Below are 15,224 nucleotides of genomic sequence, written 5' to 3' on the forward strand. Positions count from 1 at the left end.
GTCGGCGGGCCATCACGAAACTTCGAGGTTAGGTCATATGCCCTTCGCGCACAACTTCCTCAGCCTCTTTCAAAGCTTCACTGGAGACGCGCCGCAATTCGCCTTCAAATCGCAAGACTGAAGAACCGAGAAACCTAATTACCTCGTCCGACGAGTCGGCCAGTTGAGGAATCAGGAAGCAAACTTCTCGGAAGAACGCGAAATCCTCTCCGTTAGCATTCCGGAGAATCCCTGGAAGGAGGTCAAGGGTTCTTTCCCTGCAGTACTCAGCAGCATCCACCAAAACTCCACCAACAAGCACTTGGAGACCAGGAGATCTGGCGCTGAGAATCGATTCAAGCAAGGCGATGGAGTCGGAACTAAGCTCGCCTCCGGCCTTTACATGCTCCGCGATGATGTCAACGCATGCAGCGGCGGCACTGTACAACTGTCCCTGATTGGCAACTTCACAGTAGAGCAGCTGGCTTGCACGGTTGCGCTCCCCTGCATCTACCCCGAGAAGCTGCCCAAGCTGCTGCCGAAGCTGACTGAAAGGAACGCTCAGGGTTGTAAGGGAATCCCAATCCCAATCATGGGGGACTTTCACCCTAGATCACTCTCCCATGTAGTTCCGGGCGCGAACTGATCGCGAGTGGTTCGACCCTCACAGCGCACACATACAGGTGCGGGTTCCTGCTTCAGGGGACGGATCGGCACACTGTATACGATGTCTTCCGGATTCGCACCTCCGGCAACAAGTTCGGCCCGGCACATGTCCTCAGCGCAGAAGTCCCCATCACCGGATTTTTTCAGGTTTACCGCTACTTCCCCGCTTCTCCGGTCGACAGCGGCAGACCCCATTGCATATTTGCGAATCGCAGTGCGAGATATGTTTGGATCTCCATGCATTTCGTCGAGCTTATCGGATAGCGCCTGGTTCGCCTTATCTGCGGCTTCCTGGTGAGTAAGCGTTTTGCAATTGTGAACCAGGACCGGTACAGCACCCGCCAGCACATAGTACGTGTGGATGTCCGCGACCGTCAGGTTGTGGACGGTGGCCGGCTGGGTCCAGCGCTTGACTGCGGCGATCTGGACCTTGGTGCCGGCGCCGCTGTCGAGCCACTGGCCGGACTTCAGGTCGGTGGCGTCGATCCAGGCGTCGAGTTCGGGGACCCAGAAGGGGTGGCCGTCCGTCGCGGTGACGGAGGCGGTCTTCGTGCCCTTCTTGCCGTCGACGTCGATGACGACGTCGACGAGCTTCTTGGCACCCTTGCCCTTGATCTCCGCGGTGACCAGCTTCGCCTTGGTGACGCCGGTCTTCGGGTCCTTGGCGAGGACCTTGTCACCGACGCGGACGTCCTTGATGGCCTTGGCCTTGCCGTCGGCCATCAGCACCTTGGTGTCCGGGGTGAAGCTGTTGTTGATCGGACAGGCTGTCGGAAGACCTCGGATCTTGGCGTTGAGCGCGCTCAACGCCGCTCTGCCCTTGTCCGCGGCCCCCTTCAGCGCCGCCGCCTTGTCGTCCCACTTCATCCACGCGTTGAAGCTGCTGAAGAGTCCCTCGACCAGGCCGCTGACCCTCTTGCCGAGGGCGATCCCCTTCTCCCAGTTCCACGGCAGGCCGTACTTCGCCGCGAGCTTCCCGATGGCTCCGCCGACGGCGCTGGTGACGACGTTGACGATCGTGGCACCGCAGGCACCGAGGCTGCCGGTGGTGAAGCAGTCGAGGGCGTCGGTGATGCCGAGCTCGTCGGCGATGATGCTGCCGAGCTCCTTGGCGGTGGCGATCGCCCGCGCCTTGGCCGCGGCCGCCTTCGCCGCCGCCTCGTTGTACTTGCGGACCGCGGTGGTGTCGCGCTGGGCCATGAGGCTGTAGCGGACGGGGTCCCGGTCGATGTAGTTCTGCAGGACCTGCGCGTTGCCGAACCCGAGGCCGGTGACCTCGTCGTAGATCATCAGACCGGTCGGGTCCGAGAAGGTGACCGGGTTGTTGTTGGCGTAGGCGTAGCCGTTGATCTGCTGCGGGTCCGAGAAGTCGATCAGCGGGTCGGCGGAGATGAACCGCCCGTTCTCGGGCTCGTACTGGCGCGCCCCGATGTGCGTGAGTCCGGTGGACGCGTCGACCGGCTTGCCGAGGAACCCCTTGTCGTCGACCCACGGCTTGCCGACGGGCTCACGCGTGGTGCCGAAGGGATCCATCCGCCGGCGCGTGACCGAGCCGCTCGCCGCGTCGATCGCCAGCGCCATCGTGCCGTGGTGGTCACCGGAGAGGTACTGCACGCCCTTGGGCGTGCGGATCGCGACGGTCTGGCCGCCGAACCCGTAGTACCGGGTCGCCTCCACCGCGCGGGTGGCGGTGTTGAGCTTCAGTTCCATGCCCGGCAGGTACAGCGTCTCCGCGCCGGGCTCCTTGCGCACGAGCCGGCTGCCGCCCGCGTCGTACACGAAGCTGCTGGTCTTGCCCGCCTCGACCGCCTTGGTCAGCTGACCGGTGGCGCTCCACTGGAGATCCTGGGTGCTGCCGTCGCGCACGCGGACGTCGGTGTGACCGGCCTCGGTGTAGTCGAAGCTGTCCTGCCTGGTCAAGGCGGGGGTGGTCCCGAAGGCGGGGGTCATCTGCGTGACGGTGCTGAGCTGGTGCGGGCCGTCGGCGCCTTCACCGTAGTTGTATGTGCGGGTGGAGTCGGGCTTGCCGTCGAAGCCCTTGAGGACCTGCTGGGTCCGGTTTCCGGCCAGGTCGTAGGCGAAGGTCTGCCAGTACGGAGCAGCGCCCCCGATCGTGCTGCTGGTCGGGGCCGATGCGCACGCGGCGTCCTTGGCGCCGGTGCCGAGGGCGTCGTTCGACGCGTTCGTGGTGGTCCAGGCGGAGCTGAGCCGGCGCTGCCAGTCGTAGTCGAAGCACTGGACGTCGGCCGTGTTGCCGGTCGGCGTGTCCGCTATCGACATGATGTTGCCGGCGGGGTCGTACGTGTAGCTGGTGTCGGCCGCCACGGAGGCGGCGCCCTCGTAGTCGACGCGGGTGTTCGTCAGGCGGTTGGTGCCGCGCTCGTAGGCGTACGTGAGCCAGGTCTTCTTGGCCGTTCCCCCCGAACTCAACTCCAACTGCTGGAGCTGTGAAGTGGGGGCGTAACGGGCCGCGTTGACGTAGGAGGAGCCCAGCGAGCTCGTCAGCGAGACGGGCCGCTGCAGGTCGTCGTAGGTGGTGGTCAGGGTCTCCGCGGGGAGTCCGCCGACGGCGGGCATCCGCACGGACTGGACGGTGCCGTCCTTGTTGTACTGGGTCCCGAACTCGTACGTGCCCTTGAGCTCGGCCGCCTCGGAACCGGCCAGGGTGACGCGGCTGACCGTCGGCTGGTACATGTCGTCGATCTCGGCGACGACACTGGAGGACTGGACGACGCCGTTCTCGTAGCGGTAGCTCGCGCTGCTCCGGCCCTTGGCGAGGGTGTCGTAGGTCGAGACCGTCAGCTTGGTCCCGGTGTCCGGCTCCCCCTCCCAGGTCGAGAGGACGCGCCCGAGCTTGTCGTACTTGGTCGAGATCTTCTTGTTCCGCGAGTCCGTCGTGGACAGCAGACGGTCCATCGTGTCGTAGGCGTACACCGTCCTGCCGGTGTCCGGGTCCTCCGACCAGGACTTCCGCCCGAGCTGGTCGTAGCCGTACGACCAGACGTTGCCGGCCTGGTCGGTGATCGTGTCGGTCTGACCGGCGGGCGTGTAGGTGTACCGCATGGACTCGAAGCCGGTGGTGGCCGTCAGCTCCGGCTTGTCACCCTTGTAGCGGCGCACCTCGACCGTGCGCCCGTGGGCGTCGGCGATGGTCGTGGTCGGCGGTGTGCCGGCCGGCGGGTCGACGTGGACCCGGTCGGCCTCATGGACGTAGGTGGTGCGCCACTTCTCCTCGCCCGCGACCTGGAAGATGTCGGCGGTCTTGCGGCCGGCCCCGTCGTACTCGGTGCGGCTCTGGGCGTCGGTGTCGCCGTTGACGGCCTTGAAGACCGTGTCGCCGGGTTCACCGGTGGTGTAGTAGTCGGCGTTGGCCTTCACGATGCGGCCGACGCCGTCGTAGAAGGTGTCAGCGACCATGCGGCCACCGCCCGACGCCTCGGTCTGCTGCTGCCGGGGCCGCATCAGCCCGTCGTAGAGGGCGTACTCGGAGCCGTACGAGACCCCGTCCTTCTCGATCTTCTGGGTACGGACGGCCACGGGAGCCGTCTTGCGGACGAGGTAGCTGTACTTGACGGAGGGGGTGAACTCGGCCTTCGGACGGTCGGGCAGCCAGACGGACGTCATACGGCCGAGCGCGTCGTACGCGAGGTCGGTGCGCTTGCCGTTCATGTCGGTCTGCGCGGAGGGGGCGCCCCAGGAGCGGACGTACTCGGTGGTCGTCTTCCACGTCAGCGGGTTCGTCTCGACCTTTTTGGTGGTCAGGCCGTCCGTCTCGAAGTCACCTTGGAAAGCACCTCTCAAGCGGAACCGGGACACTTCGTTCCGCATGCTTGACCATAAATCGTGTGTTCGACGTATGATGCGCCAACGAGCCCACGAGAGTTCGATCCGAACGCTTTTCGCCTGATTTGCCGATACCTTCACATATAGACTTGTTGGCGTGAGGGGGGCTTCACGTGGACCGCGCGTTGATTGGCTGTGGTGTGGAGGGCCTGGCGGAACGCCGACACCCCATCGACATAGGCCCATCTAGAACTCCGCGGGGCAGGCCCCCCGCCGGCCGAGACCCCGAAAGCGGCCCGATGGCTGTCGGAATGCAAACGCGTTCGGACGAGCTGCGCACGTGACGCTCCCGACTGCCGTCCGCGTCGGCGTTTCGACGTGGCTGCGCGGTCGCGAACGTTGCTCGGCACACGTCTCATCGCTCCGGTGTCGTCGAGGCCGACACCGATCCCGCCCGTCTCCCGCAGCTCCGACGCAGTCGAGGAATCCCCATGAACCATCTGGCCAAGCGCGCCGCCGCTCGGTTGCTCCCCCCGTCCGTGCGTGCTCGTCGGGAGGAGGAGCGCAGGGTGGCCGAGGCGGAGGCGGCCGAACGGAAGCGGGTGGAGAAGCGGGAGGCGCGTCGGCGGAAGCTCCTGGCGGAGCGACCCGACGTCCGGACGACAGAGGTGGCCGGGCGCACGTGGTTCGGGCGCACGGTCACCTCGTTCAGCGCGGCCGGCGCCGCCGACCGCAACCTCGACCTGGTGGTCGACGCCCTGAAGCACGCGGGAATCGAGTACTTCCTCGTGCCCGGGCGCTCACCGTTGCGGCACGTCGTCGGCGTGCGCCTGGAATGCCGCAAGCCGTTCCTGGACGCGATGCGGGAACTGTACGGAGCGACCGCCGTGTACGCGGCCCTCCCCGGCCGCGACCTGCTGCCCGACGCGGCCCTGTACGCCGACGGAGCCCTGCCCGCTGTGGTCAAGCGAGCGGACGTCATCCGGTTCGGGGAACTGCTGCTCGGTCCGGAGGGCCAGCTCCTGGGGAGCCTCGAGTTCGGCTGCGACGTGGAGTTCTGGCGCGACGGTGCCGAGGTGGTCGACACACCGCGCTTTGGAGAACTGCGCACTCAGGCCCCGGCGGACGTCGTGCGTTCCGGCCTCGTGGCGCCCCGGCTGAACGCCGTGTCCGACGTGCTTCCGGCGGGGTCGACCGCGGCGATACGGACGGTCGCAGAGCGGCAGCACCCGACGTACGAGGACTTCACGCGTCCCCGGATCGACGAGGTCGACTTCCCGATCGACGTCGTCTACACCTGGGTGGACGGCGCCGACCCGGAACTCGCCGCCCGCCGGGACATCTACCGCACGAGCGGGATCTCACCGATTCACGCACGCGAGACGGGTGACTCACGGTACACGGATCATGACGAACTCCGTTACTCCCTGCGCTCGTTGGAGATGTACGCCGGCTTCGTCCGCAACATCTACATCGTGACCGACAGCCAGGTGCCCTCCTGGCTGGACCAGGGGGCCGAGGGGCTCCAGGTGATCCACCACAAGGAGATCTTCGCCGATCCCTCGGTCCTACCCGTCTTCAATTCACACGCGATCGAGTCCCAACTGCACCGCATTCCAGGGCTTTCGGAGCGTTATCTCTATCTCAACGACGACTTCTTCATGGGACGCCCCGTGACGCCGGGGCACTTCTTCCACGGCAACGGAGTGGCCAAGCTTCCGTTCTCGCCCATGCAGCTCGGTCTGGGCCGGCCCCATCCCGACGATCCCGCCCCTAACTCGGCTGGAAAGAACGTCCGTCGAGCGCTGTGGGACGCACACGGGAGGTTCGTCGTCAACAAGTTCATGCACACACCGCACCCCCAGATCCGTATGGTGATGCGGGAGATCGAGTCGACCTTCACGGAAGACGTCGAGCGGACGAGCGCGTCCCGGTTCCGGTCGACGGCCGACGTCGCCGTGACCACGTCCTTCCACCACCACCACGCGTATCTGACGGGCAGAGCCGTACCCGGCAAGTACAAGTTGCGGTACATCGACATGGCGGCCGAGGACGCCTTCGACAGTCTGGCCACCCTGGCCGAGGAGCGGCGCTTCGACTTCTTCTGCCTCAACGACGTGCACACTCCGGCGGACCGGCAGGAGGAGGTCGGACGGAGGATGTCGGAGTTCCTCCAGGGCTACTTCCCGTTCCCCAGCCGATTCGAGATCAGCAGCTGACGTCCACGCAGCGGCGGCAGGTCCGTCGGGGTGTCCATCGAGACAGCTCCGAGGAACCGGCACACGTCACGCCCCCGCCGCCACGACCCGCTCCAGTGTGCGGCGGCCCGTCGCGCTCATCACCGGGTTGGTGAGCGCGTAGTACTCGACGAGGCCGAGGGCCTGCTCGAAGGCCCAGGCGCGGCCGCGTTCCCAGGTGAGGGCGTCGCAGGCGAGCGCGGTGCGGAAGGCGTCGCGGGGGCCGTCGTCGAGGAGGTGCCAGCCGGCGATGAGGTCGAGGGCGGGGTCGGCGGGGGCGAAGCCGCCGGTGTCGAGGACGCCGGTGAGGCGGTCGCCGGCGACGAGGAGGTTGCCGGGCATGAGGTCGGTGTGGCTCATGGCGTCGGCGTCGGCCGGCGGCAACTCACGGAAGGAGCGCCAGAGTTCACGCAGGTGGGGGACGTCGAGCAGGTCCCCGCTCACGGCGAGGCACTTGTTCACCCACGCGTCGTGGTCGGCGAGCACCCCGCCCCTGCCGCCGCCGGAGAAGCGCCGGCCACCCGTCCCCGCCGTGCGCAGCCCGGCGACGAGGTCGGCGAGGTCACGGGCGAAGGCGTACGACCCGGCGAGCTCGTCCAGCCGGGCGGCGGCGACCGTCCCCGACAGCCACGTCTGCACCGCCCACGGCATCGGGTACCCCTCCCCCGGCTCCCCGAGGGCGACGGGCTCCGGCCCGGGGAACGGCGACACCCGCGCGAACTCCGCGCTCGCGGCGGCCTCCCGGACCAGCTCGGCCCGTACGGCGTCCGCCGGGGCGAGACGCAGCGGGAGCCGTGCGGCGAGCCGGTCCCCGATGCGGAAGATCGCGTTGACGGTCCCGTCGGACGCCACCGCACGGACCGGCAGCCCGGCCCACCGCGGGAACTGCGCCCGGACGAGCGCGGCAACGGTCTCCTCACCGACGTCGACCTGATCGACGTGCATACCCACCTACGTCACCCCTCCGAGCGCGCCCTCCGCACTCACACCCGCACACGACGAACCGGGGCACACCACGCCGCTCACATCCGCGCCCGCAGCACATCGACCTCGGCCCCCGGCAGGAACGGATCGAACCCGTGCTCGGCCAGCCAGCGGATCGCCAGCAGGCTCCGCAACGACCACCACCCGCGGACCACGTCGACGTCGACGCCGCCGCCGTACCCGTCGAGGACCTCGTCGAGGCGCTCCTCGTGCCCGAGCGTCAGGACGGCGAGGTCGAAGTGGGCGTCGCCGGGGCCGCCTTCGGACCAGTCGATGACGCCCGTGACCTCGTCGTCCTCGGTGAAGACGTGCGTGATCTGCAGGTCCCCGTGCGTGAACACCGGCGTCCACGGCCGGATCGCGGCCTCGGCGACCCGCCGGTTGCGCGCCACCAGGCCCGCGGGCAGCACCCCGTTCCGCACGAGCAGCCCGCACTCGCGCTCCAGCTCCGCCGCCAGCCCGTCGGGCCCCTTCCCGCGCGCCGGCCACGGCGGCAACGGCGCGTCGTGCAGCCGCCGTACGGCCGAACCCGCCGCGGACCACGCCGCGGCGGACGCCGGCGACGGCTCGCCCAGGACGCCGAGCGCCGACCCCCGCACGGCACTGATCGCCAGCACGTTGGGCTTGCGCCACAGCACCTCCGGGGTCGGCACCGGCGCGAGGACGATCGCCTCCACCTCGGTGTCGATCCGCGCCTGGTCGGAGTCCACCTTCAGGAACACGTCCCCGACCCGCAGCGTCGCCCGCTCGGAGTGCGCGACGACGACCTCGACCTCGTTCATGGTGCAGCAGTATCCCGGGCGCGGTCGCCCGCGTCGCGCCCATTTCGGCGCCGCCGACGGCTCGGCCGCCGCCTCCCGGACCGGGTACCCACGCTCCGATCCCGCTCCCCTAGGATGATCTTCACTCGCACGGCCGGGGGGCCGGGGGGAGGGCGGCGGACGCCAGGGGGGCGCCACCGCACGGGAATCCGGGACATGTGCAGCCTTGGGGGGCGCGGAAATGTCGGCACGTGAAGCGAGGGGTCCGCTGACGACCCTGGCCGTACTGCTCGCCGCGATCGGATCGGTCGCGGCCTTCTTCCTCTCGGTCGAGGGCTACCTGCCGTGGGACGCGATGGTGCGGTCCTGGGCGGCCGCGGAGGACCGGGAGGCGGAGGTCACGGGCGGCGACGCCACCTGGGTCGTCGGAGACGTCGCCGTCCGCAGCCGCCACGACGCGGTGAGCGGGTACGCGCTCACCGGGGACGACAAGGGCGGGAAGCTCTGGGAGTATGTGCCACCGGGCCGGGACACCGTCTGCGACAGCGCCGAGCACGCCGGTGCGAAGGCCGTGCTCGTCGCCCTGAGCAGCGGTGGCGGCAGCGACGACGCCGACGGCGGGTCCGGGGCCTGCAGCACCGTCCTGGCCCTCGACGCCGAGAGCGGGCGGCAGTTGTGGAAGCGGGAGTGGGAGCCGGCGAAGGACCCGCTCAGCGATGCCACCGACCTGAGCGCCCTCGACCTGGACGCCCGCGGAGACCTGGCCGTCGTGGCCGAGGACCCGTTCGAGGGCTACCCGCAGGACGGTACTCAGGAGCGCGCCGCGAAGAAGGACGGCGCATACGCCCTGCGCGCCCTGGACCTGCGCACCGGCGCGCCGCGGTGGACCGCCGAACTGCCCGACCGGTGCGCGCCGGACGAGGTCTCCGCCGGCGAGAAGCGGGTGGTCGCCGTCCTGTCCTGCGACGCCGGCGGACGCGACCGGCGCGAGGTCTCCGAACTGACCGTGGCCGTGCTCGACCGCGCCACCGGCGCCGTGGAGTGGAACGTGCCCGTCGACGCGCGCCGCCCGCTCGACCCGGCGACGAGCGTCGTCATCGACGCGACCGACCCACTGGTGCTCGCCGTGGGGTCGTCGGACGAGGCCGAGGGAGCCTCGGGCCTCTTCGCCTCTTTCGACGACGACGGCCGCCCGCGCCCCACCATCGACTTCGACCAGGGCGACGACGGCATCATCGGGGCGGACAGCCTGATGCAGACGGTGGTCGCGGGCGACCGGCTCTACGCCTTGGCCGGTTACTGGGAGAAGGGCGAGCACCACACGGTCATCGCTTTCGACCTGAGGACCGGCGACCGGGTCTGGTCGGAGGAGATGGACGACCCGGCCGCGGCGATGACGGTGAGCGGTGACAGGCTTACGGTCCTCTGCGAGTGGTCCACCCAGTCCGACGACATCACCACCCTGATCGAACTCGATGCCCGCGACGGCGACGAGACCGACGAGCGCCACTTCCGCGACCCCGTGCCGCGCCCGGTCAGCGCCATGTACGAGGCCGACGGCCTCCTCGTCACCGCGGGCCGCGGCGGCGGAGCGCCCTTCACGGCCTGGGAGCGCTGGTGACCCGGTCCGGCCGACCCGCACCCCGCACCTCGACTCGCCCGAGATCCTCCTGGCCCCCGGCGACGCCACGCTCGTCCACGACGACGCCGACCCCGGCTTCCGGGGCGACGACGCGGGCCGCGGCCGCGACCGGACCGGGCGCCCCCGGAAACCGGTCCGCTCCGCACCGCACGCCCAGCGCGCCGGCACCCCTGTCACGGCCGGGCACGGCACCCGGGCCGCTCCGGCGACGGATGCCGCAGTGATCGAAGCTGCGGAAGCCCCCGCCGGGCGACCTGGTCGCCTGACGGGGGTAGGTGCGGGAGGCTAGTGCCGACGGCGCTTCTTGCGGAGGTCGCGCCAGAAGTCGCGCACGCCGAGAAGGTCGGACACCGCGCCGACCACTTCGAAGGACCACCTGATCGTCCTGACGGCGACTTCATCCACGGCAGGCGCTCCTTCTTCCGGTCGGCGACCCTCTCGTCGTGTGCGACGCGGCGGCGATCGAGAAGGTTGCGCCTGCGGGGCCGACGGACGGCGCCGGCCCCGCGCCGATCGCCGGTTCACACCCCGCCGAGAGCCACCTCCTCGCCGTGGGCCTCGCGGATGCGGAGGTCCGCCGGGGTCTCGCGGCGGACCATGAGGCGGGCGCGGCCGTCGCGGACGGCGACGACGGCCGGGCGGGGCTGGGCGTTGTAGTTGCTGGCCATGACGTGGTGGTACGCGCCGGTCGCGGGCACGGCGAGGAGGTCGCCGGAGGCGAGGGAGGACGGCAGCGCGATGTCGGGCACGACCACGTCCCCGCTTTCGCAGTGCCGGCCGACGACGACGCTGTGGACGGCGTCACCCGCCGCACCCCCGACGGCCGGCCACGCGGTGTAGCGGGCCAGGTAGAGCGACGGCCGCAGCGCGTCGCTCATGCCCCCGTCGACGGAGACGAACCGCCGGCGCAGACCGTCCTTGACGGCTCCCACCCGGTACAGCGTCACCCCGGCGGTCCCGATCATCGAGCGCCCGGGCTCGACGGCGAGCCTCACCGAGCCGGCCGGCAGCACGCGGTCCAGGCCCGCCCGGAGCGCGGCGACGAACGCACCGGGTTCCAGGCGCGGTTGACCGGGGAGGTAGGGGATGCCGGCCCCGCCGCCGAGGTCGATCTCGTCGACCGCGATCCCGTGCCGGTCGGTGAGCTCGGCGACGAAGGCGGCGACCCGCTCGGCCGCCAGCGTGAGCCCGTCGGTGGCGGTGACCTGCGACCCGATGTGGCAGTGCACACCGGCCAGCCGCAGGGCGGGCTGCCCGGCCACCGCGAGGACGGCCCGCTCGGCGTGCCCCTCGCGCACGGGGAAGCCGAACTTGACGTCGTCGCCGCCGGTCGCCATGTACGCGTGGGTCTCGGCGGTGACGCCGGGGGTGATCCGGACGTACACGTCCTGGACGCGACCGGCCGCGGCGGCCGCCCGGCCAAGCCGGTCGATCTCCTCCAGGCAGTCGACGACGACCACGCCCACGCCGTGGGAGACGGCCGCCTCCAGCTCGGCGACGGACTTGTTGTTGCCGTGGAAGACGATCCGGGCCGCGTCGAAGCCGGTGTCCACGGCCAGTTCGAGCTCGCCGCCGCTGCACACGTCGAGGTGCAGGCCCTCGGAGTCGACCCAGCGCACCATCTCGGCGCAGAGGAACGCCTTGGACGCGTAGTGCACCTGGTCGGCGCCGGACGCGCGCCACGCGCGGGCGCGGTGGCGGAAGTCGGCCTCGTCGACCACGTACAGGGCGGTGCCGCAGGCCTCGGCCAGCTCGTCCAGGGCGACACCGCCGACGTGTATCCGGCCGTCGACCGTCCGCGCGGTCAGCGGCCAGACCTCGGGGGCCGCCTCGGGCGGGGCCGCGACGGTGATCCCGTCGGCCGCATCGGGGCGGGGGGCGTCGACGGCGGTCGCGAGGGAGGGGGAGGACACGTGCGCTACTCCTGGGTGAGGACGACGAGCATGAGCAGGTCGTCGCTGGGATCGGTGCAGTGGTGGGAGTCGCCCGCGGCGAGGTGGACGCTGTCGCCCGGTCGCAGCAGGTGGGTGGTGCCCCCGGCGGCGAGCCGGCAGGACCCGGCGAGGACGGTGACGAACTCCTCGCCGGGGTGGCTGACGGGTCCGGCGTGGTCGCCGAGGTCGGCGTGGAGGAGGCGGGGCCTGAGGAGCGCGGCTCCCGGGGCGCCGAGATCCCAGATGCCCCGGTGGCCGGCGGTCCGCGCCAGGAGCGGCGCGGGCGTGAAGCGAGGGGCGAACGGCGGAGTCGGCTCCGGGGCCGACGGCCGCTCCCCGCCGAGGAGTTCGGCCGGCGTCGTCCCCATCGCCTCGGCGATCGCGGCCAGCGTGCGCACGGTGGGGTTGGCCGCGCCCGACTCCATCTGCGAGACGTACGCGGGCGAGACGCCGGCCCGGGCGGCCACCGCGCTCAGGGTCATCCCGCCGGCCCGGCGGACCCGCGCGACGGAGGCGGCGAGCACGTCGACCGCGGCGACGGTCCCGTCCTGGGCTTCACCCGAGGGGCTTGACGTGGTCATGTGGCAACAGTAAGACTCCCGCATCGCATAGATCAAGCCATCCGGTCGCGACCTTTACCGTGAGTGGAAAAGGACTGGACCAATTCACCGGCGGCCCTGACGGGCCGTCAACAACCGCTGTACAAAGGGAGGTAGAGCCGTGCCGTCACCACGCGAGTCGCTCGCCCCCACCCCGACCCTGGACCTGCTCCGCGCGGCCGCCGAGCTGTTCGGTCCGGCCGCGCGGCGGCTGGTGGCGGTGCTCGCCGAGGACTACCCCGCCTCACTGGAGAGCCGTCCGGGGCAGCTGCTGCGGGTCGCGGAGGCGGGCCCCGCGGACCTCGACGCCCTGCTGTCCGCGGCCGGGTTCGCCTCCACCGACGACCTGCGCCGCCTCGCCGCCCACGAGAGCGACCAGCGGCTCGCCGACCCGGACCTGCGCTTCACCCTGCGCGAGCCGCGGTCGGAGCCCAGCGAGCGGTCCGCGCTGCGGCGCATGATCGCCGCGGAGGAGGACAACCTCCGCCGCACCCTGTCCGACCTCCAGGCCAACGGCGCCCTGGAACTGGCCGCGTCCGCACTCCTCGGCGCCCGCCGGCGCTGGGTGCTCGGCGACCTGAAGTCGACCGGGTACGCCGCCCTGCTGGCCACCGACCTGACCAGCAGCCTGCGGGACGTCACCCTCGTCCCGCCCGGCACGGGCGCGGCGGTCAACGCCATCAGCGACGCGCACCCGAGCGATGCGCTGGTGGCGTTCAGCTTCCGCAACTACAGCGACCTGACGGTCCAAGTGGCGCGCGAGTTCCACGCGTTGGGCGCCACCGTCGTCGCGCTCACCGACAGCTACGCGAGCCCCGTCTGCGCCTACGCCACCCACACCCTGGCGGTGGACACGCGCAGCGAGTCCCCGCACCACTCCCCGACCGCCGTCGCGGCCACCGCGCACGTGCTCGCGGCGCTGGCCGCGGCCGGCGCGAAGGGCGCGGGGCGGCGGGGGCGGAGGCGGGCGGAGCTGTTCCGCGCCCTGGACATCTACCACCCCGAGGGCGCCGAGCCGTCCGGGCTCCCCGAGTCCGGCCCGTCGCACGACGGTTAGGCCCTTTCCGCACCGACATCCCGTCCCTCGACGCCCCTCCCCGGAGCCCCGTGCCCCGGCGTCGGGAAAGGCAGTGCTTCCCGTGACCCCACCCCCGCCCGACCCCCCGCCCGGCTGTCCCTCCGGCCCGCACGACACCCCGCACGACACCCCGCCCGCATCCCGCCCGGCCGCCCCGTCCGACGACGCCGCGGCACGTGCGCTGACGGCCGACGTCGTCGACCTCTGCTCCCGTCTGATCCGCTTCGACACCAGCAACTACGGCGGCGGCGAGGCCCGCGGCGAACGCGAGGCCGCCGAGTGGGTCGCCGAACTGCTCGCCGACGCCGGTCACACCCCCGTCGTCCTCGAGTCCGCCCCGCGCCGGACCAGCACCGTGGTCCGCATCCCCGGCACGGACCCGACCGCTCCCGCCCTGCTCGTCCACGGGCACCTGGACGTGGTGCCCGCCGAGGCGTCCGACTGGAGCTTCGACCCGTTCTGCGGGGAGGTGCGCGACGGCGCGGTCCTGGGCCGCGGCGCCCTGGACATGAAGGACATGCTGGCGATGATGGCGGCGCTCGTCCGGTCCTGGGCCGCCCGCGGGATCCGGCCGCCGCGCGACATCGTGATGGCGTTCGTCGCGGACGAGGAGGACACCGGCGAGCTGGGGGCCGGCTTCCTCGTCGAGCGCCACCCGCAGCTGTTCGACGGGGTGGCCACCGCGATCGGCGAGTCGGGCGGCTACTCGGTGCGGCTGCCGGACGCCGGGCTGCTCTACCCGATCGCCGTCGGCGAGCGCGGCAGCGCCTGGATGAACCTGACGGCGCGCGGCGCGGCCGGCCACGGCTCGCGCCCCGGGGGCGACAACGCCGTCACAGCCCTCGCCCGCACCCTGACCGCGCTGTCGGCGCACCGCTGGCCGGTCCGCACCGTCCCCGCCGTGGCCACCCTCCTCGACGGGCTCTCGCAGCGGCTCGGCTTCACCGTCGACCCCGCCGACCAGGCGTCGCTCGCGCGGCTCGGCGAGGCGGCGCGGCTGGTGGAGGCGACGGTGTCGCACACCCTCAACCCCACCATGCTGCAGGCGGGTTACAAGCACAACGTGATCCCGAGCGAGGCCGTCGCGGGCGTCGACGGCCGCATCCTGCCGGGCGCGGAGGACGACTTCTTCGCCACCGTCGACGCGCTCCTGGAGGACGGCGTCACCCGCGCGTTCCACAACTACGCCGCCCCGGTCGCCGCGGACCACACCTCACCGGAGTTCGCCGCCATGGCCGGCGCCCTGCGCAGGGCCGACCCCGAGGCCCTGGTGCTGCCGTTCGTCATGTCGGGCGGCACCGATGCGAAGGCCTTCTCCCGGCTCGGCATCCAGTGCTACGGCTTCGGCCCGCCCGGCCGCACCCCGCCCGGCTTCGACGCCTGGTCCTACGTCCACGGCGTGGACGAGCAGGTGCTGGTGAGCAGCCTCGACTTCGGGGTGCGGGTCCTGGAGGACTTCCTGCTGACCGATCCGCGCACCGCCTCGCCCGAGGACCCGGGTACGGCCCCGCCGCGGACCTGAGCGCCGCCTCACCGGCCCCCGGCGCCGCACCCCCCCCCA

General features: G+C 71.1%; 10 protein-coding genes. 4 read left to right on the plus strand and 6 right to left on the minus strand.

All coding sequences use genetic code 11. From position 1 onward, the window contains the following. Nucleotides 1-28: 28 nt before the first annotated feature. Together ACFWEG_RS07345 and ACFWEG_RS07350 are read right to left on the minus strand one after the other, a co-directional pair. On the minus strand, nt 29-586 hold the full coding sequence (locus tag ACFWEG_RS07345; protein ID WP_387210192.1) for a hypothetical protein: 558 nt from the start codon (nt 584-586) through the stop codon (nt 29-31). Continuing rightward, complete coding sequence (locus ACFWEG_RS07350; RefSeq protein ID WP_387210194.1) at nt 583-4,473, minus strand: polymorphic toxin-type HINT domain-containing protein; 3,891 nt, start codon at nt 4,471-4,473, stop codon at nt 583-585. The genes ACFWEG_RS07345 and ACFWEG_RS07350 overlap by 4 nt, the downstream gene beginning before the upstream one ends. 446 nt (nt 4,474-4,919) lie before the next feature. Between ACFWEG_RS07350 and ACFWEG_RS07355 the strand changes: the two genes are divergently transcribed. Beyond that, on the plus strand, nt 4,920-6,647 hold the full coding sequence (locus ACFWEG_RS07355) for a stealth family protein (protein WP_387210196.1): 1,728 nt from the start codon (nt 4,920-4,922) through the stop codon (nt 6,645-6,647). Nucleotides 6,648-6,713: 66 nt separating this feature from the next. Here the strand turns inward: ACFWEG_RS07355 and ACFWEG_RS07360 are convergent, their stop codons facing one another. Further along, nucleotides 6,714-7,610 carry an aminoglycoside phosphotransferase family protein gene (locus ACFWEG_RS07360; protein WP_387210198.1) on the minus strand — a complete coding sequence of 299 codons (897 nt, stop codon included), beginning with the start codon at nt 7,608-7,610 and terminating at the stop codon, nt 6,714-6,716. A 77-nt stretch (nt 7,611-7,687) separates the two neighbouring features. Further along, a complete protein-coding gene (locus ACFWEG_RS07365; RefSeq protein ID WP_387210200.1) occupies nt 7,688-8,431 on the minus strand; it encodes a phosphotransferase family protein in 744 nt (247 codons plus the stop codon). A gap of 220 nt (nt 8,432-8,651) precedes the next feature. Between ACFWEG_RS07365 and ACFWEG_RS07370 the strand changes: the two genes are divergently transcribed. Beyond that, complete coding sequence (locus ACFWEG_RS07370) at nt 8,652-10,031, plus strand: PQQ-binding-like beta-propeller repeat protein (RefSeq protein ID WP_387210202.1); 1,380 nt, start codon at nt 8,652-8,654, stop codon at nt 10,029-10,031. 542 nt (nt 10,032-10,573) lie between these two features. On the opposite strand, the gene lysA is transcribed toward ACFWEG_RS07370, so the two are convergent. Then, complete coding sequence (gene lysA / locus ACFWEG_RS07375) at nt 10,574-11,965, minus strand: diaminopimelate decarboxylase (protein WP_387210204.1); 1,392 nt, start codon at nt 11,963-11,965, stop codon at nt 10,574-10,576. Nucleotides 11,966-11,970: 5 nt separating this feature from the next. After that, nucleotides 11,971-12,567 (minus strand): helix-turn-helix domain-containing protein, encoded by a 597-nt coding sequence (locus ACFWEG_RS07380; protein WP_387210206.1) that lies wholly within the window; start codon nt 12,565-12,567, stop codon nt 11,971-11,973. A 139-nt stretch (nt 12,568-12,706) separates the two neighbouring features. Between ACFWEG_RS07380 and ACFWEG_RS07385 the strand changes: the two genes are divergently transcribed. Both ACFWEG_RS07385 and ACFWEG_RS07390 read left to right on the plus strand, forming a co-directional pair. Beyond that, nucleotides 12,707-13,642 (plus strand): MurR/RpiR family transcriptional regulator, encoded by a 936-nt coding sequence (locus tag ACFWEG_RS07385; RefSeq protein ID WP_387210208.1) that lies wholly within the window; start codon nt 12,707-12,709, stop codon nt 13,640-13,642. An 82-nt stretch (nt 13,643-13,724) separates the two neighbouring features. Next, nucleotides 13,725-15,185 carry a M20/M25/M40 family metallo-hydrolase gene (locus ACFWEG_RS07390; RefSeq protein WP_387210210.1) on the plus strand — a complete coding sequence of 487 codons (1,461 nt, stop codon included), beginning with the start codon at nt 13,725-13,727 and terminating at the stop codon, nt 15,183-15,185. Nucleotides 15,186-15,224: the final 39 nt, after the last annotated feature.

This window comes from Streptomyces sp. NPDC060194 (assembly GCF_042728285.1).
Classification (GTDB): Bacteria; Actinomycetota; Actinomycetes; order Streptomycetales; family Streptomycetaceae; genus Streptomyces.